We start from the raw sequence: 17,656 nt of genomic DNA on the forward strand, positions 1-17,656 counted from the left end.
GCCAGGCGGCTGTAACGAGCGGGCGCAAGCGCCCCACGGCGGAGGAGGGGGCTCCTATATTGGCCCCCATGGCAACCCGTTTCCTTTCCTGTCTTGCGGCGGCCGTCCTGGCCGCCTCGTTCGCGCAGGGCGGCCTCGCGCAGGTCAGCCTCGAACAGCCGCTCACCCCCGAGCAGTTCTCCGCCTGCGTGCAGGGACTGGCCGCGAAGACCTCCAGTGCCGGCCGGCCGCTCAGCCAGGCCGACTTCCTGCGCATCGCCTCGACCGGCCGCTACGACGACCGCGTGCGCCAGTCCATGCAGGTAGCCGCGGGCGAACCGACCCTGCTGTGGGACGAGCTGGCGGCCACCACCGACGAGGACCGCGTGCGCGAGGGCCGCGCGATCCTGGCGCGGGAGGCGCAGACGCTGCAGCGCATCGAGTCGCAGTTCGGCGTGCCGAAGGAGATCGTGGTCGCGATCTACGGCATCGAGACCAACTTCGGTCCGGCGCAGGGCAAGATCCCGGTGCTCGACGCGGCGCTGAGCTACGCCTGCCTGCGGCCGTGCCCGGAGTCCGCGAGCGGCGCGGGCGCGTGCGTGTCGCGCGAGCGGGCCTACGCCGCGGTGCGCGTGCTGCGCGACCGGCGCGTGCGCGCCGAGAACTGGCAGGGCTCCTGGGCGGCCGCGTTCGGCCGCACGCAGTTCGTGCCCGACAGCTTCGAGCAGCTCGCCGTGGACTTCGACGGCGACGGCTTCGCCGACATCATCAACTCGGAAGCCGACGCCTGGGCCACCACCGCGAACCACCTGAAGCAGCGCGGCGGCTGGAACCTGAACGCGCCGGTCTACATCGAGGTCGACGTGCCCGCCGGGCAGCAGGCGGAATTCGCCGGCGCCGGCAAGGCGATCCGCCTGCCGGATCGCGCCAGGCCGGTCTCGCAGTGGATCGCGCAGGGCTGGCGCCCGGTCGGCGCCGCCCCGGGGCAACCCGTGGTGCTGAAGGTGAACGGGGATCCCGAGATGTACCCGTACCTGCCCGTGGGCCTGCCCGGGCCGGCCTTCCTGGTCTCGCGCAACTTCGACACGATCATGCGCTACAACCGTTCGGACCGCTACGTGATGGAAGTGTCGCTGCTGGCGCACAAGATCGCCGGCGGCACGGATTTCGTCACACCCTGGCCCACCGACGACCCGGGCCTCACGCGCGCGCAGGTGCGCCAGCTGCAGGCCTGGCTGCTGCAGCGCGGGCACGCGCAGGTCACGGCCGACGGCGTGATGGGCCGCAACACGCGCGACGCGATCGAGAAGGAGTTCGTGGCGAAGGGCCTGCCCCCGGCCAGGCGCGTGGGGCAGCGCACCATGCAGCAGCTGATGCAGCAATGAAGGAGGACCGGCCCGAATGGGCGGCCTGCATCGGCCGCTTCCAGCTGTTGCACGACGCGCAGCTCGCGCTGATCCGCAAGGGGCTGGAACTGGCGCCGCGCTGCGCCGTGCTGGTCGGCTCGGCCTTCCAGGCGCGCTCGCCGCGCAACCCCTTCACCTTCCAGGAGCGGGTCGCCACGATCCGGCTGGCGCTGTCCGAGGACGAGCGCGAGCGGGTGGACTTCGCCGCCATCCGCGAGGTCTTCGACGAGAAGCGCTGGGCGGCGCAGGTGCGCTCCGCGATGGCGAAGCTGACCGGCTCGGACCGCACGCGGATCGTGCTGGTGGGCCACCGCAAGGATCCGACCAGCGACTACCTCGACGACTTCCCGGGCTGGCCGCTGCACGACATCGGGCGCCTGGGCGAAATCCACGGCAAGGCGCTGCGCGCAGCGCTGTTCGGCAGCGACTCCCTCGATGCCGCGCTGGCCGCCATCGGCAGCCAGGTGCCGGCGAGCACGCTGGACTTCCTGCGCGCGTGGGCGCAGCTGCCCTTCCTGGACAAGCTGCGCGAGGAGTGGCGCGAGCTCGCCGAGGAGCACGACAAGTGGGCCTGCGCGCCGTATCCGCCGGTGTTCGTCACCGTGGACGCGGTCGTGCGCGTCGCCGACCAGGTGCTGTTGATCCGCCGCGGCCGCGCGCCCGGCAAGGGCCTGCTGGCGGTGCCGGGCGGCTTCATCGAGCAGCGCGAGACGGCCTACCAGTCGGCGGTGCGCGAGCTGCAGGAGGAGACCGGCTTCGAGCTCTTCCCCTCCGAGATGGATCACGCGCTGAAGGCGGCGCGCGTCTTCGACCACCCGGACCGCAGCCAGCGCGGCCGCGTGATCACGCACGCCTTCTACTTCGACTTCGGCGCGCGCATGCTGCCCGAGATTGCGGGCAGCGACGACGCGGCGGAGGCACGGTGGGTGCCGATCGCGGAACTGCCTTCGCTGGAGGAGCAGTTCCACGACGACCATTTCCACATCCTCGATTCCTTCCTGGGAATCACCGAGGACGCGACCCTCAAGTCACCGGCGCCGGATTGAACAGCACCAGCTGGTTGTGCAGCTTCCACCGCTCCGCCCAGGTCTTCTTCCTCCCGCTGGCCACGTCCAGCATCAGGCGGAACAGCTCCCAGCCCACGTCCTCGATCGTGGCCTTGCCGTCGGCGATGGTGCCCGCGTTCACGTCCATCAGGTCGTGCCAGCGGCGCGCCAGGTCGCTGCGCGTCGCCACCTTGATCACCGGCACTTCGGCGAGCCCGTAGGGCGTGCCGCGCCCCGTGGTGAACACGTGCAGGTTCATGCCCGCGGCCAGCTGCAGCGTGCCGCAGATAAAGTCGCTGGCCGGCGTGGCCGCGTAGATCAGGCCCTTGCGTCCGTTCAGCTTCTCGCCCGGGGCCACCACGCCCGCGATGGGCGCCGAGCCCGACTTCACGATCGAGCCCATCGCCTTCTCGACGATGTTGGACAGGCCGCCCTTCTTGTTGCCGGGGGTGGTGTTGGCGCTGCGGTCCACGTTGCCGCGCTTCAGGTACTCGTCGTACCAGCCCAGCTCGCGGATGATGTCCTGCGCCACCTGCGGCGTTGCCGCGCGCGAGGTGAGCTGCGCCACGCCGTCGCGCACCTCTGTGTTCTCTGAGAACATGATGGTCGCGCCGGCGCGCACGAGCAGGTCGGCGCAGAAGCCCACCGCCGGATTGGCCGTGACGCCCGAGAAGGCGTCGCTGCCGCCGCACTGCACCCCCACCACCAGTTCGCTGGCCGGCACCGTCTCGCGGCGGCGCCTTTCCAACCTCTGCAGGTGAACTTCGGCCTGCCGCAGGATCGATTCGACCATGGACATGAAGCCGACATGGCCCTCGTCCTGCAGGCAGACCACGTCGAGCGCCTGCTCTTCGCGCTGGTCGGCGATCGGGATCGTGCCGGGCGGCAGCAGGCGCTCCGGCTGCAGCTTCTCGCAGCCCAGGCTCACCACCATCACCTCGCCGCCGAAGTTCGGGTTGAGGCTGATGTTGCGCAGCGTGCGGATCGGGACCACCGCGTCCGGCGCGTCGATGGCCACGCCGCAGCCGTAGCTGTGTTCCAGCGCGACCACGCCGTCCACGTGGGGGTATTTCGGCAGCAGCTCGGCGCGGATGCGGTCCACGGCGAAGCGCGTCACCCCGGCCACGCACTGCACGCTCTGCGTGATCGCGAGCAGGTTGCGCGTGCCCACGGAGCCGTCCGCGTTGCGGTAGCCCTCGAAGGTGTAGCCCTGCAGCGGCTCCGCGGCGCGGCGGGCGGCCGTGGCGATGGGCAGGTCGACCAGGCTGCGCGCCTCCGGCATGCGCAGCAGGCGCTCGTGCACCCAGCTGCCGGCGGGGATGTCCTTCTCGGCGTAGCCGATGGTCACGTCGTAGCGGCGCACGGCGGAGCCGGCCGGCAGGTCGACCAGGGCCACCTTGTGGCCCTGCGGCACCTTGTCGCGCAGGGTCAGGCCCGAGGGGAACACGGTGCCGGCGGGCAGCCCGCCATCGTTCGCCACGATGCCGACGTTGTCGGCCTCGTGCATGGTGATGTAGAGGGGCTGGCTCATGGCTGGGGCTGGGTTCAGGCCTGGGTGTAGGCCGTCTTGACGGTGGTGTAGAACTCCGCCGCGTAAGTTCCCTGCTCGCGCGGGCCGTAGCTGGAACCCTTGCGGCCGCCGAAGGGCACGTGGTAGTCCACGCCGGCGGTGGGCAGGTTCACCATCACCATGCCGGCCTGCACATGGCGCTTGAAGTGCGTCGCATGCTTCAGCGAGGTGGTGGCGATGCCGGCGGAGAGGCCGAACTCGGTGTCGTTGGCCTGGGCCAGCGCTTCCTCGTAGCCCTTCACGCGGACCACGGAGACGACCGGGCCGAAGATCTCTTCGCGGTTGATGCGCATCTGCGGCGTGGTCTCGGTGAACAGCGCCGGACGCAGGTACCAGCCGGGCGCGCCGTCGGCATTCTTCGCTATCGCTTCGCCGCCGGCCACCAGCTTCGCGCCCTCGGACTTGCCGATGGCGATGTATTCGAGGTCCTGGGCGAGCTGCTTCTCGTCGACGACGGGGCCGATGTCGGTGCCTTTCTTGCGCGCGTCGTCCACCTTGATGGACTTCATCTTCTCGGCCATGGCGGCGACGAAGCGGTCGTGGATGCCTTCGGTGACGATCAGGCGCGAGGACGCGGTGCAGCGCTGGCCGGTGGAGAAGAAGCCGCTGTTGACGGCCGCGTTCACGGCGACTTCGAGGTCCGCGTCGTCCAGCACCACCATGGGGTTCTTGCCGCCCATTTCGAGCTGGAACTTGGCCATGCGCGCCACGCAGGCCTGCGCGATGCGCTGGCCGGTGGCGACCGAGCCGGTGAAGCTGATCGCGTTGACGCGCCGGTCGTCCAGCAGCACCTGGCCTACCTCGGAGCCGCGGCCCATCACGAGGTTGAAGACGCCGGCGGGAAGGCCCGCGCGCTGCAGGATGTCGGCGATGGCCCAGGCGCTGCCGGGGACCAGGTCGGCGGGCTTCAGCACCACGGTGTTGCCATAGGCGAGGGCCGGGGCAATCTTCCAGGCCGGGATCGCGATGGGGAAGTTCCAGGGCGTGATCAGGCCGACCACGCCGACCGGCTCGCGCGTGACTTCCACGCCGACGCCCGGGCGCACGGAAGGCACCACCTGGCCGCCGACGCGCAGCGCCTCGCCGGCGAAGAACTTGAAGATGTTGCCGGCGCGGACCACTTCGCCGGTGGCTTCGGGCAGCGTCTTGCCTTCCTCGCGCGCGAGCAGGTCGCCGAGTTCGGCCTTGCGGGCCAGGATCTCGGCGCCGGCGGAATCGAGGATGTCGAAGCGCTGCTGCGGGGTGGAGAGGCCCCAGGCGTGCTGGGCCTTCGCGGCGGCGGCGATCGCCTCGCGTGCCTGCGCGGCATCGGCCTGGGCGTACTCGCCGACGACGTCGCGCGTGTCGGAGGGATTGATGTTGCGCGAGACGCGGGCGCCTTCGACCCACTCGCCGTTGATCAGGTTCTTGAACATACTCGGTCCTCTCTGTCTTTCACCACCGCGCAGCGGCACGTGGAGCGCTCGAATGAACGTGCAGCGCGCTTGCCTATCTGACCAGGCAGGGCTTCTTCGGGTCGAACTTCCAGCCCGGCACCAGGAACTGCATCCCGACCGCGTCGTCGCGCGCGCCCAGGCCGTGCTGCCTGTACAGGGCATTGGCCTTCTCCAGCTCGCCCTCGTCGATCTCGATGCCCAGGCCCGGCTTCTTCGGCACCTGCACGTAGCCGCCTTCGATCTTCAGCGGCTCCTTCGTCAGGCGCTGGCCGTCCTGCCAGATCCAGTGCGTGTCGATCGCCGTCACCTTGCCGGGCGCGGCCGCGCCGACGTGCGTGAACATGGCCAGCGAGATGTCGAAGTGGTTGTTCGAGTGCGAGCCCCAGGTCAGGCCCCAGTCGCGGCAGGTCTGCGCCACGCGCACCGAGCCGGCCATCGTCCAGAAATGCGGATCGGCCAGCGGGATGTCCACCGACTGCAGCGCGAGCGAATGGGCCAGCTGGCGCCAGTCGGTCGCGACCATGTTGGTCGCGGTCGGCAGGCCGGTGGCGCGGCGGAACTCCGCCATCACCTCGCGGCCGGAGAAGCCTTCCTCCGCGCCGCAGGGGTCTTCGGCATAGGCGACGATGCCGCGCATCCTGTGGCCGAGGCGGATCGCATCCTTCAGCAGCCAGCCGCCGTTCGGGTCCAGCGTCACGCGCGCCTGCGGGAAGCGCTCGTGCAGCGCCGTCACCGCCTCGACTTCCGCGTCGCCGGCGAGCACCCCGCCCTTGAGCTTGAAGTCCTGGAAGCCGTAGCGCTTCTGCGCGGCCTCGGCCAGGCGCACGATCGCTTCCGGCGTCAGCGCCTCTTCGTGGCGCAGGCGGAACCAGTCGTCCTGTGCATCCGGCTCGGACGCGTAGGGCAGGTTGGTCTTGCTGCGGTCGCCGACGAAGAACAGGTAGCCCAGCATCTGCACCGCCTCCCGCTGCTGGCCTTCGCCGAGCAGCGCCGCGACCGGCACGCCGAGGTGCTGGCCCTGCAGGTCCAGCAGCGCGGATTCGACCGCGGTGACCGCATGGATCGTGGTGCGCAGGTCGAAGGTCTGGTTGCCGCGGCCGCCGGCGTCGCGGTCCGCGAACTTCGTGCGCATCGCGTTCAGGATGGCCTGCAGGTTGCCGATGCCCTGGCCTTCGACCAGCGGACGGGCGTCTTCCAGCGTCTGGCGGATCTTCTCGCCGCCGGGGACTTCGCCGAGGCCGGTGTGGCCGGCGCTGTCCGTCACCAGGACGATGTTGCGGGTGAAGAAGGGCGCGTGCGCGCCCGACAGGTTCAGCAGCATGTCGTCCCGGCCGGCGACCGGGACCACGCGCATCTGGCGAACGACAGGAGAACTCATTCGAGGCTCACTTTGGCTTGATCGGGTGCCACCGCGGAACCGGCTTCGCCGGGCCGCTGGTGGCGCCCCCTGGAGGGGGAGGCGGCCGAAGGCCGCTTCGGGGGTGGGCGGATCAGTCCGCCGTGATCTTGCGGGTTTCGATCAGCTGCTTCCACTTGGCGTATTCCGCCGCCTGGTACTTCGCGAACTGCTCCGGCGTGTTGGCCACGATCTCGAAGCCTTGCGCCAGCAGCTTTTCCTTCACCGCGGGGTCGTTGAGCGACTCCGCCATCGCCTTGTGCAGCTTGGCCTTGACGTCGGCCGGCAGGCCCTTCGGCGCCGCGACGGCCTGCCAGGACTGCACCTCGGCGCCCTTGACGCCCTGCTCCTGCAGCGTGGCCACGTCCGGCAGCAGCGGCGAGCGCTTGTCGGAGGAGATCGCCAGCGCGCGCACCTTGCCCGCCTTGATGTGCTGGATGATGCTGTTGATGTTCACGAAGGCCGCATCGACCTGCGCGCCCAGCAGGTCGTTGATGGCGGGGCCGCCGCCCTTGTACGGGACGTGCAGGCCGTCGGTACCGGTCTGCTGCCAGAACAGTTCCGCGGACAGGTGGTCCGAGGAGCCGTTGCCGGAAGAGGCGAAGCTCACCTTGCCCGGGCTCTTCTTGAGGCCGGCGAGCAGGTCGGCCACCGTCTTGTAGGGCGAGGCGGCGGGCACGACCAGCACGTTGGGCGCCTGCACGGCGATCGTGAGCGGGTCGAAGTCCTTCAGCGCGTCGTACTGCACGCCCTTGATCAGGTGCGGCGCGATCACGAACGGGCCGAGGGAGGACACGAACAGCGTGTAGCCGTCCGGGGCCGCGCGCTTGACGAACGCGGCGCCGATGGTGCCGGTGGCGCCCGGCTTGTTGTCGACGATCCAGGTGCCGCCCAGCCTCTTGGGCAGTTCCAGCGCCAGCACGCGCGCGATGGCGTCGGTGGAGCCGCCCGGCGGGAAGGGCACGACCATCGTCACGGGCTTGTCGGGGTAGGCGGCGAACGCGGTGGCGGCCGCGGCGGCCAGGGCCAGGCCCATCAGGGTCTTCTTGATCATGGTGTCTCCTTGGGAAATGCGCTGGGCTTACTGCGGGCCGAGCTTGCGGATCAGCGCGGCCAGTTCCTCGGCTTCCTGCGGCTTCAGGTCCGACAGCGGCGGGCGCACGCGGCCGGCGCTCTTGCCGACGATGGTGGCGCCGGCCTTGACGATGGACACGGCATAGCCTTCGCCCTTGTTGCGGATCGCCAGGTAGGGCAGGAAGAACTCGTCGAGCAGGCGGCCGACCGTGGTCGTGTCGCCGGCCCAGTAGGCGTTGTAGAACTCGATCGCGGTGCGCGGGATGAAGTTGAACACCGCGGACGAATAAGTGGGCACGCCGAGGGCCTTGTACGCGTTGGCGTAGACCTCGTGGGTCGGCATGCCGCCGATGTAGACGAAGCGGTCGCCCAGCTTCTGGCGGATCGAGACGATGCGCTCGATGTCGCCCAGGCCGTCCTTGAAGCCGACCAGGTTGGGGCAGCGCTCGGCCAGCTTCAGCAGCGATTCGGGGCTCAGCCGGGTCGCGCCGCGGTTGTAGACGATCACGCCGATCTTCACGCTCTTGCAGACGGCCTCGACGTGCTGGACCAGGCCATCCTGCGTGGCTTCGGTCAGGTAGTGCGGCAGCAGCAGCACGCCTTCGGCGCCGTTGCGCTCGGCTTCCTGCGCGTACTTGATGGCCAGCGTGGTGCCGCCGCCGGCGCCGCCGACGATGGGCACGCGGCCCTTGCAGGTCTCGGCCGCGGTCTTGATGACGGCGGCGTATTCCTGCGGCTCCAGCGAGAAGAACTCGCCCGTGCCGCCGGCGGCGAACAGCACGCTCGCGCCATAGGGCATCAGCCATTCGAGGCGGCCGGCGTAGCCCTTCGGGTCGAAGCGCAGCTCGTTGTCGAAATCGGTCAGGGGGAAGGACAGCAGGCCCGTGGACAGGGCCTTCTTCAGTTCGTTGGGGGACATGGCAGTTTCGGTCAAGAGGTAGGACATCATACAACTACCCCGGAACGCATGGCAAGCCCCTTCAGGGTTCCAGCAAACCGGTCAGGCGGCTTCCGCCAGCTTCCGCCGCCGCTCGCGGCTGTTCGCCAGGTGCGTCCGCATCGCCGCCCGCGCGGCTTCCGCGTCGCCGTGGCTGATGGCGTCGACGATGCTCTCGTGCTCGGCGTTCACCCGGCGCAGGTAGGCCTGCCGCTCGGGGGTGAGGGGCCCCGGCGGCTCCAGCCGCGCCCGCGGGATCATCATCCCGCCCAGGGTCGCCATCAGGTCCACGAAATGGTGGTTCTGGGTCGCGCGGGCGATCTCCAGGTGGAACTGGAAGTCCGGGCCGACGGCGTCCCGGCCCTCCTCCACCGCGCTGGTGAAGGCCTTCAGGGCGCCCCGCAGCGCCTCCACGTTGGCCGGCGTGCGCCGCAGGGCGGCCAGGGCGGCGCTCTCGGTCTCCACGCCGATGCGCAGTTCCAGCACCGCGATCACGTCCTGCAGCGTCTCCAGCCGCTCCGGCGAGATCCGGAAGGTGGCCGCGTCGCCCAGGCCGACCACGAAGGTGCCGACACCGTGCCGGGTCTCGACCAGGCCGGCGGCCTGCAGGCGCGAGATCGCCTCCCGCACCACGGTGCGGCTGACCCCGAACTCCTCCATGATCGCCGCCTCGGTGGGCAACTTCTCGCCGGAGCCCAGCGTGCCGTCGCGGATACGGCCCGCCAGCCCGTCGACTAGGTCGTGGGCGAGGCTGCGGGGACGGCGGCGGGCGACTTCGGCCATAGGGTTAATACTCTCGATGCGGTTCTGCGGGCATGTCGATACTTGTACGACAACTGATAACGGATGACAAGCGCCCGTCCGTCGGAATGTAGCAGGCGCCCCCCGGAGGAAACCCCATGGAACCGGCTTCCGAAGCGCCTTCCCTCGGCCGCGTGGTGCTGACCGGCGCCGCCGGCGCCCTCGGGCGCGTGCTGCGGCCCCGGCTGCGCCCGCGCTGCACCCTGCTGCGGGTGAGCGACATCGCGGCCATGGAGCCCCCGGCGAGCGGGGAGGAGGTGGTCGAGGCGGCGCTGCAGGACCGGCCGGCCGTCGCCGGGCTGCTGCAGGGCATGGACGCCGTGGTCCACCTCGGCGGCCTCTCCACCGAACACCCCTTCGACGCCATCCTGCAGGCCAACATCCTCGGCACGTACAACGTCTACGAGGCCGCGCGCCGGCACGGCGTGAAGCGCATCGTCTACGCCAGCTCCAACCACGTCACCGGCTTCTACCGCCAGGACCAGGTCATCGACGCGACCCTGCCCGCCCGGCCCGACGGCTACTACGGCCTGTCCAAGGCCTTCGGCGAGGATCTCGCGCGCTTCTACTTCGACCGCTACGGCATCGAATCCGTGTGCCTGCGCATCGGCTCCTCCTTCCCCGAGCCGAAGGACCGCCGCATGCTCGCCACCTGGCTGAGCTACGACGACCTGGAGCGTCTGGTGCTGGCCAGCCTCACCGCGCCCGTCGTGGGCCACAGCATCGTCTACGGCCTGTCGGACAACAAGGCGAGCTGGTGGGACAACACGCCCGCCCGCCACCTGGGCTTCCGCCCGCAGGACAGTTCCGAGCCCTTCCGCGCCGCGCGCGAAGCGGCGCAGCCGGTGCTGGACCGGGACGATCCGGCCGTGATCTACCAGGGCGGCGCCTTCGTGCGCATGGGCCCGTTCGAGTGAAGCTGCAACCCCAGGCCAACCGAGGAGAACCTGCGATGAAGACCATCCTGCGCGCCCTTGCCGCCGCCCTGGCGCTGTCCGGCGCCGCGTCCGTCCACGCCACGGAGTTCCGTTCCGCCGACATCCACCCGGACGACTACCCCACGGTGCTGGCGGTGCGCCACATGGGCGAGACGCTGGCCAAGGCAACCGGCGGCAGGCACTCGATCAAGGTGTTCGCGAAGTCCGCGCTCGGCAACGAGAAGGACACGATCGAGCAGACCAAGCTCGGCGCGCTGGCGATGACCCGCGTCAACGTGGCGCCGATGAACAACATCTGCCCCGCCACCATGGTGCCGACCATGCCCTTCCTGTTCCGCTCGACCGAGCACATGCGCAAGGTGCTGGACGGCCCGGTCGGCGACGAGATCCTGCGCAGCTGCGAAGCCCAGGGCTTCATCGGTCTGGCCTTCTACGATTCCGGCTCGCGTTCCATCTATTCGGTGAAGAAGCCGGTGAAGACGCTGGCCGACACCAAGGGCATGAAGATCCGCGTGCAGCAGTCCGACCTGTGGGTGGCGCTGATGGAGGCCATGGGCGCGAACGCCACGCCCATGCCCTTCGGCGAGGTCTATACCGCGCTGAAGACCGGGCTGGTGGACGCCGCGGAGAACAACTACCCCAGCTACGAGAGCACGCGCCACTTCGAGGTGGCGAAGTACTACAACCGCACCGAGCATTCGATGGCGCCGGAGATCCTGCTGTTCTCGAAGAAGGTGTGGGACACGCTCACGCCGGAGGACCAGAAGGCCGTCCGCGCCGCGGCGAAGGAGTCGGTGGGCCTCATGCGCAAGCTGTGGGACGAACGCGAGGCCAAGTCGCTGGCCGTCGTCAAGGCCGGGGGCGCCCAGATCGTGGACGTCGACACCGCCAGCTTCCGCGCCGCGATGAAGCCGGTCTACGACAAGTTCCTGCAGGACCCGAAGCTGCAGGACATGGTCCGGCGCGTCAACGACACCAAATAGGCCGATGGCGTCCATGACTGCCGCCCCCGTCTTCGTCGAGGGGGCGGCTTCCCTCTACACGCGCTGCTGCGCCGCGCTCGCGCGCCTGTGCCTGCGCCTCGGCGTGGCGGGCATGTGCCTGCTGGTCGTCGCGGTGCTGTACCAGGTGGTGGGGCGCTACATCTTCAACAACACGCCCACCTGGGCCGAGAGCGGCGCCGTGCTGCTGGTGCTGTACGTGACCATGCTGGGCATGGCGGTGGGCGTGCGCGACGCCGGCCACATCGGCCTGGAGTCGCTGCTGGTGCTGGCGCCGGCGAAGGTGAGGGTGCAGATGGAGCGCCTCATCCACCTGCTGGTGCTGGTGTTCGGGCTGGTCATGGCGTGGAACTGCGGCGTGCTGGCCGCCAGCGTGTGGGACTACCGCATCCCCACGCTGGGCATCTCCGAGGCCTTCAAGTACGTTCCGCCGGCGATGGCGGGCGTGCTGGTCGCGCTGTTCTCGCTGGAACACTTGGTCGCGCTGGCGCGCGGCACCGAAGTGGAGCCTTCATGGCACTGACGATCCTCTGCGTGAGCTTCACGGCGCTCCTGCTGCTGGGCGTGCCGGTGGCGTTCTCCATCGGCCTGTCCTCGCTGGCCACGCTGCTGTACGAGGGGCTGCCGCTGGCGGTGGGCTTCCAGCAGATGATTTCCGGGATGAACCCGTTCTCCTTCCTGGCGATCCCCTTCTTCATCTTCGCCGGCGAGATCATGATGTACGGCGGCATCGCGGAGAAGATCATCCAGTTCGCCAAGTCGCTCGCGGGCCACGTGCGGGGCGGCCTGGGCATGAGCAACGTGGTCGCCTGCACGCTGTTCGGCGGCGTCTCCGGTTCGCCGGTGGCGGACGTCTCCGCGATGGGCGCGGTGCTGATCCCGCAGATGAAGAAGGAAGGCTACGACGCCGACTACGCCGTCAACGTCACCACGCATGCCTCGCTGGTCGGGGCGCTGATGCCGACCTCGCACAACATCATCATCTTCACCCTGGCGGCCAGCGGGAAGGTGAGCGTGGCGGCGCTGATCCTGGCGGGCGTGGTGCCGGCGGTGATCCTGACGCTGTGCAACCTGGCGGCGGCGTACTGGGTGGCGGTGCGGCGCGGCTACCCGGCGGGCCGCTTCCCCGGCTGGTCCATCGTCGCCTGGTCGTTCGCGGCGGCCCTGCCGGGCCTGTTCGTGGTGGCCATCATCATCGCGGGCATCCTCTCCGGGGCCTTCACCGCCACCGAGTCGGCTTCCGTCGCCGTGCTGTGGGCGCTGTTCCTGGCGGCGCTGGTGTACCGGCGGCTCACGCGCGAGCAGTTCCTGAAGGCGGCCGCCAAGGCGGTGAAGAGCACCGGCACCGTGCTGCTGCTGATCGGCATCAGCTCGATGTTCGGCTACCTGATCGGCCTCTACGGCGTGGCGGAACTCACGGGCAAGACGCTGGCCGGCCTGAGCACGCAGCCCTGGGTGATCTTCCTGTGGGTGAACGTCATCCTGTTCGTGCTCGGCACCTTCCTCGACATGGCCGCGACCATCCTGATCTGCACGCCCATCTTCCTGCCGATCTGCCAGCAGTTCGGCATGAGCACGGAGCAGTTCGGCATCGTGATGCTGATCAACTGCGCTCTGGGCCTCAACACGCCGCCGGTGGGCACCACGCAATTCGTGGGCTGCACGATCGGCGAGGTTTCCGTCGGCGAGGTGATGAAGACGATCTGGCCCTTCTACGGGGCGCTGATCGCCGCGCTGATGCTGGTCACCTACGTGCCGGCGTTTTCCATGGCCCTGCCCAACGCGATTCTCAAATGAGCGACGACTTCGTCCCCAGCGCGCGCTATCCCGACCCGCGCATCGAGGTGCTCGACGAGCGCTTCCTGAAGCTGCGCCTGTTCAGCGCCACGGTCGAACGGCTCGCCACCGGGATGCGCTGGGCCGAAGGCCCGGTGTGGTTCGGCGACGGCCGCTACCTGCTGGTCTCGGACATTCCCAATGACCGCATCCTGCGCTGGGACGAGGCTTCGGGCGCGCTCAGCGAGTTCCGCAAGCCATCGAACAACGCCAACGGCAACTACCGCGACCGGCAGGGCCGGCTGCTCACCTGCGAGCACCTCACGCGCCGGGTCACGCGCACCGAGTACGACGGCTGCATCACCGTGCTGGCGGACCGCCACGAGGGCAGGCGCCTCAATTCCCCCAACGATCTCGTCTGCGCGAAGGACGGCAGCATCTGGTTCACCGATCCGCTGTTCGGCATCTCGGGCTACTGGGAGGGCGAGCCGGCGGAGCCGGAACTGCCGCAGGCGGTGTACCGCATCGCGCCGGATGGCAGCCTGCGGCAGGTGCTCACCGACCTGGCCGCGCCCAACGGCCTCGCCTTCTCGCCCGACGAGAAGATCCTCTACGTGGTCGAAAGCCGGGCGACGCCGCACCGGAAGATCTGGGCCTACGAGCACGCGGCCGACGGCACGCTGTCGAACAAGCGCCTCGCGGTCGACGCGCAGGGCCCCGGCGCCTTCGACGGCTTCCGCGTCGACGTCGAAGGCAACCTCTGGTGCGGCTTCGGCAGCAACGGCGCCGTCGACGCCGACCCTGCCACCCTGGACGGCGTGCGCGTGTTCGCGCCGGACGGCAGCGCCATTGCCCACATCCACCTCCCCGAACGCTGCGCCAACGTCTGCTTCGGCGGGCGCCACCGCAACCGGCTGTTCATGGCGGCAAGCCATTCGTTGTACGCGATGTACGTGAATACGCAGGGCGCGCCCTGAGGCCAACCTTGCCGCTTGAAACACGGTGTGCCCCTGTCCTTCGTCGGGGCTTCAGGCTCGCGCGGGCGCAGGGGCATACCATTTCTCCGATGAAATTCCTCCCAGGCGCCGTGGCGCTGCCGGTCATGGCGGCCGCATTCCAGGTGCAGGTGGACGCCCATGCGCTGACCCTGCCGGTGGAGAGCCAGGGGGCCATCCAGGTCGCGCAGGCCACACCGCCCTTCGTCAATGCGGAAGTCACCGAGGTGGACGAAAGCGCGGGCCTGGTGACCCTCCAGCACGAGGACATCCCCAACCTGAACATGCCGGCCATGGTCATGCCCTTCGAGGTGGCGGACAAGAAGATGCTGCAGGGCCTGAAGGCCGGCGACAGGATCCGCGCGCAGTTCGATACCGTCGACGGCAAGATGCTGCTGATCCGGCTGGAACGGGCCAGGTAGTCAAACGGGAACCCGCGCAAGACTGCAAGGAGCCCAGGCTTGCGGCCGCCCGGAGTACCCGAAGCCGATCGACGATAACTTTCCACTGCATGTCCACGCGGTTCGCGGCCCTGGTGGAAAATCGGCGGGTGCAGGGGGGAGAGTTGGATCTGACGTATCGCATCGCCAGGGTGCGCCGCAAGGCGTGGGCCGCCACGCGCCGGCCGCTGTTCCGCGAAGGCGTGATCGAGTGCGTGCCGATGTCCATCGGCGTCGCGGCCTGGGGGCTGGTCGCCGGCGTGGCGATGGGCAAGAGCGGCATGGGCGTCCCGCTCGGCATCCTCATGTCCATCCTGGTGTCCGCCGGCTCCTCGCAGGTCGCGGCCCTGCCGCTGATCGCCGCGGACGCGCCGATGTGGGTGGTCTGGGCCACCGTGGCCTGCGTCAACCTGCGCTTCCTCGTCTTCAGCTACCAGTACCGTCCGTACTTCGCGCACCTGTCGCGCCGCCGGCGCGTCGTCCTCAGCTACTTCATGGGCGACACCATCTTCGCCATGTTCCTGCGTCGCTATCCCGAGCCGAAGCGCGAACCCGGGCAACTGGACTACTTCTGGGGCGCCGCCCTGGCCAACTACGGCGCATGGCAGCTGGCGGTGATCGCCGGCATCGTCGCCGGCCACGCGATCCCGCCCGAGTGGGGCGTCGGGTTCGCCGGCACCATGGCGCTGCTGGCGCTGACCTGCAGCCAGTTGCGCAGCCGCTCGACCTGGGTGGCGGCCTTCGTCGCCGCCTGCGCCGCGGTGGCCGCCTATGCCTTGCCCCTGCGGCTGAACATCGTCGTCGCGATCGCCGCCGCCGTGGCCATCGGTGTGCTGGCCCAGCACACGCGCGTGGAGGCTTCGCCCCGCTGATGCACGCAACGCCATGAGCCCGCTCGAGATCTTCTTCACCATCCTCGGCATGGCGGCGGTCACGCTCCTGTGCCGGGCCTTCTTCCTGCTTCCTGAACAGGAACTGTCCATGCCGCGCTGGCTGCGCGAGGGCCTGCGCTATGCGCCCATCGCGGCGCTGGCGGCCGTCGTCGCGCCCGAGATCGTCATGACGCAGGGGCAACTGATCCACACCCTGCGCGACGCGCGCATCTTCGGCGCGCTCGCGGGGCTGGCGTTCTTCATCTGGCGCCAGGATCTGTTCGGCACTATCGTGTGCGGGACGGGGGTGATGCTGGCGCTGCGCTTCGGTCTGGGCTGGTAACCCCCCCGCCAAGAGGGGGCGCGCACGCCTTCCGGCCGCCTGAAATACGGGCGGCCCGGCGTGTGCTCCACGCCGCCGAACTCAAGGAAGAGAAGCATGCAGCTCCCCGCCGACCCCTCGCGCCGTCGCCTGCTCGCCCAGGGCGCGGCCCTCGTGGCCGCCACCAGCGGCGCCGCGCAAGCCCAGACTGCCGCGCCGGCTCCGGCCGCGGCGGCCGAAGCCAAGCCGTTCCCCGCCTACGTGGCCTGGAAGAACCAGGCGCAGATGATCCAGCACACGGGAACGACGATCGAGACGAAGCGGACGGCGTACGGCACCAGCGTCGTCACGCCGGTCGACCGCCTCTACATCCGCAACAACCTGCCCGCGCCGGACGCCTCCATCGTCAACGACCGCGACGGCTGGTCGCTGGCCGTGGAGGGCGTGCGCTCGCCGCGCGTCCTCACCGTGCGCGAGCTCAAGTCGCTGGGCATCGAGACCACGGCGACCGTGCTGCAGTGTTCCGGCAACGGCCGGGGCTACTTCCCCAGCAAGCCCAGCGGCACCAAGTGGCAGGTGGGCGCGGCCGGCTGCGTGATCTGGAGCGGCGTGCCGGTGCGCTCGGTGGTCGCCGCGCTGGGCGGCCTGGCCGACGGCGCCCGCTTCCTCACGGGCACCGGCGGCGAGAAGCTGCCCGAGGGCATCGACCCCAAGTCGGTGATGGTCGAGCGCTCGGTGCCGCTGTCCAACCTGGAGAACGCCCTGCTGGCGTGGGAGATGAACGGCGAGCCGCTGCCGCATGCGCACGGCGGCCCGCTGCGGCTGATCGTGCCGGGCTACAGCGGCGTCAACAACATCAAGTACATCAAGCGCCTGGCCTTCACCGCCCAGGAGTCGGAGGCCGCGATCCAGAAGACGGGCTACCGCATCTCGCCGCTGGGGGAGAAGCACGACCCCAGCCATCCCTCCGTGTGGGAGATGGAGGTGAAGTCCTGGATCAACGGCCCCGCGCCCGACGCGGGCCCGGTCAAGGCGGGCATGGTCCAGATCCATGGCGTGGCCATGGGCGGCATGCAGGCGGTCAAGCGCGTGGACGTGTCCATCGACGGCGGGCAGACCTGGCGCGAGGCGCGCCTGGTGGGCCCGGACCTCGGCCGCTTCGCCTGGCGCCAGTTCGTGCTGCCGCTGAAGCTGGAGCCGGGGACCTACCAGCTCGCGTGCCGCGCGCAGGACGTGAAGTTCAACTGGCAGGCCGAAGTCACGCCCGAGAATTCGGGCGGCTATCTCAACTCCGGCTGGCGCGCGCACGGCTTCAGCATCACGGTCGCATGAAGAAGCTTTGCATCACCCTGGCGGCGCTGGCCGCCGGCATCGCCTCGGCGCAGGACAACCCGGAGGTCGAGGGCAAGCGCCTGTTCACCAGCGGCACGCCCGCGTGCATCCTGTGCCACACGCTCAGGGACGCGGGGGCCGAGGGCGCCATCGGTCCCTCCCTCGACGAACTGAAGCCCGATGCCGCGCGCGTGGCCAAGGCCATGAAGACGGGCATCGGCCAGATGCCGGCCTTCTCGCAGCTGAGCGACGCGCAGGTGCAGGCGGTCGCGCGCTACGTGGAAGCGGCCAGCCGCCGCTAGCCGCCCGGCCGCAAGGCTGGATCGCCCGCGCGG

General features: G+C 69.8%; 18 protein-coding genes. 12 read left to right on the plus strand and 6 right to left on the minus strand.

The annotated features are described in order from the left end of the window. Window positions 1-68 precede the first annotated feature (68 nt). Both JJ685_RS22720 and JJ685_RS22725 read left to right on the plus strand, forming a co-directional pair. Window positions 69-1,364, plus strand: coding sequence for a lytic murein transglycosylase (locus tag JJ685_RS22720; RefSeq protein ID WP_201676644.1), 1,296 nt, complete (start codon window positions 69-71; stop codon window positions 1,362-1,364). Next, window positions 1,361-2,431: a bifunctional nicotinamide-nucleotide adenylyltransferase/Nudix hydroxylase gene (locus JJ685_RS22725; protein ID WP_201676645.1), complete on the plus strand. Its 1,071-nt coding sequence runs from the start codon at window positions 1,361-1,363 to the stop codon at window positions 2,429-2,431. Before JJ685_RS22720 ends, JJ685_RS22725 begins: the two co-directional genes overlap by 4 nt. Here the strand turns inward: JJ685_RS22725 and garD are convergent. The 6 genes from garD to JJ685_RS22755 form a co-directional block, all read right to left on the minus strand. Next, complete coding sequence (garD, locus tag JJ685_RS22730; RefSeq protein ID WP_201676646.1) at window positions 2,409-3,962, minus strand: galactarate dehydratase; 1,554 nt, start codon at window positions 3,960-3,962, stop codon at window positions 2,409-2,411. The two genes, JJ685_RS22725 and garD, sit on opposite strands and share 23 nt — an antisense overlap. A 14-nt stretch (window positions 3,963-3,976) precedes the next feature. After that, window positions 3,977-5,416, minus strand: a complete 1,440-nt coding sequence (locus JJ685_RS22735; protein WP_201676647.1) for an aldehyde dehydrogenase family protein — start codon at window positions 5,414-5,416, stop codon at window positions 3,977-3,979. A gap of 73 nt (window positions 5,417-5,489) precedes the next feature. Further along, window positions 5,490-6,815: a glucarate dehydratase gene (gene gudD, locus JJ685_RS22740; RefSeq protein WP_201676648.1), complete on the minus strand. Its 1,326-nt coding sequence runs from the start codon at window positions 6,813-6,815 to the stop codon at window positions 5,490-5,492. Window positions 6,816-6,927: 112 nt separating this feature from the next. Further along, window positions 6,928-7,884 carry a Bug family tripartite tricarboxylate transporter substrate binding protein gene (locus JJ685_RS22745; RefSeq protein WP_408015490.1) on the minus strand — a complete coding sequence of 319 codons (957 nt, stop codon included), beginning with the start codon at window positions 7,882-7,884 and terminating at the stop codon, window positions 6,928-6,930. 30 nt (window positions 7,885-7,914) lie between these two features. Continuing rightward, complete coding sequence (gene kdgD / locus JJ685_RS22750) at window positions 7,915-8,826, minus strand: 5-dehydro-4-deoxyglucarate dehydratase (protein WP_201676650.1); 912 nt, start codon at window positions 8,824-8,826, stop codon at window positions 7,915-7,917. A gap of 81 nt (window positions 8,827-8,907) precedes the next feature. Next, window positions 8,908-9,627, minus strand: a complete 720-nt coding sequence (locus JJ685_RS22755) for a FadR/GntR family transcriptional regulator (RefSeq protein ID WP_201676651.1) — start codon at window positions 9,625-9,627, stop codon at window positions 8,908-8,910. 116 nt (window positions 9,628-9,743) lie between these two features. Here JJ685_RS22755 and JJ685_RS22760 point away from each other — a divergent pair, with 116 nt between their 5' ends. From JJ685_RS22760 to sorU, 10 genes are all read left to right on the plus strand, one after another. Next, window positions 9,744-10,562, plus strand: coding sequence for an NAD-dependent epimerase/dehydratase family protein (locus JJ685_RS22760; RefSeq protein ID WP_201676652.1), 819 nt, complete (start codon window positions 9,744-9,746; stop codon window positions 10,560-10,562). 35 nt (window positions 10,563-10,597) lie between these two features. Then, window positions 10,598-11,566: a TRAP transporter substrate-binding protein gene (locus JJ685_RS22765; protein WP_201676653.1), complete on the plus strand. Its 969-nt coding sequence runs from the start codon at window positions 10,598-10,600 to the stop codon at window positions 11,564-11,566. A gap of 13 nt (window positions 11,567-11,579) precedes the next feature. After that, entirely contained in the window at window positions 11,580-12,107 is a 528-nt protein-coding gene (locus tag JJ685_RS22770) for a TRAP transporter small permease (RefSeq protein WP_201676654.1), read from the plus strand. Then, window positions 12,098-13,381: a TRAP transporter large permease gene (locus tag JJ685_RS22775; protein WP_201676655.1), complete on the plus strand. Its 1,284-nt coding sequence runs from the start codon at window positions 12,098-12,100 to the stop codon at window positions 13,379-13,381. The genes JJ685_RS22770 and JJ685_RS22775 overlap by 10 nt, the downstream gene beginning before the upstream one ends. Beyond that, a complete protein-coding gene (locus JJ685_RS22780; protein ID WP_201676656.1) occupies window positions 13,378-14,337 on the plus strand; it encodes an SMP-30/gluconolactonase/LRE family protein in 960 nt (319 codons plus the stop codon). The genes JJ685_RS22775 and JJ685_RS22780 overlap by 4 nt, the downstream gene beginning before the upstream one ends. An 89-nt stretch (window positions 14,338-14,426) precedes the next feature. Continuing rightward, on the plus strand, window positions 14,427-14,777 hold the full coding sequence (locus JJ685_RS22785) for a copper-binding protein (RefSeq protein ID WP_236599216.1): 351 nt from the start codon (window positions 14,427-14,429) through the stop codon (window positions 14,775-14,777). Between the two features lie 89 nt (window positions 14,778-14,866). Continuing rightward, window positions 14,867-15,667: an AzlC family ABC transporter permease gene (locus JJ685_RS22790; protein ID WP_236599217.1), complete on the plus strand. Its 801-nt coding sequence runs from the start codon at window positions 14,867-14,869 to the stop codon at window positions 15,665-15,667. A 13-nt stretch (window positions 15,668-15,680) separates the two neighbouring features. Then, window positions 15,681-16,010, plus strand: a complete 330-nt coding sequence (locus JJ685_RS22795) for an AzlD domain-containing protein (RefSeq protein WP_201676657.1) — start codon at window positions 15,681-15,683, stop codon at window positions 16,008-16,010. Window positions 16,011-16,106: 96 nt separating this feature from the next. After that, entirely contained in the window at window positions 16,107-17,321 is a 1,215-nt protein-coding gene (gene sorT / locus JJ685_RS22800) for a SorT family sulfite dehydrogenase catalytic subunit (protein ID WP_201676658.1), read from the plus strand. Further along, window positions 17,318-17,623, plus strand: a complete 306-nt coding sequence (gene sorU, locus JJ685_RS22805; RefSeq protein ID WP_201676659.1) for a SorU family sulfite dehydrogenase c-type cytochrome subunit — start codon at window positions 17,318-17,320, stop codon at window positions 17,621-17,623. Before sorT ends, sorU begins: the two co-directional genes overlap by 4 nt. Window positions 17,624-17,656 lie beyond the last annotated feature (33 nt).

This window comes from Ramlibacter monticola (genome assembly GCF_016722785.1).
In the GTDB taxonomy this organism is placed as follows: Bacteria; Pseudomonadota; Gammaproteobacteria; order Burkholderiales; family Burkholderiaceae_C; genus Ramlibacter; species Ramlibacter monticola.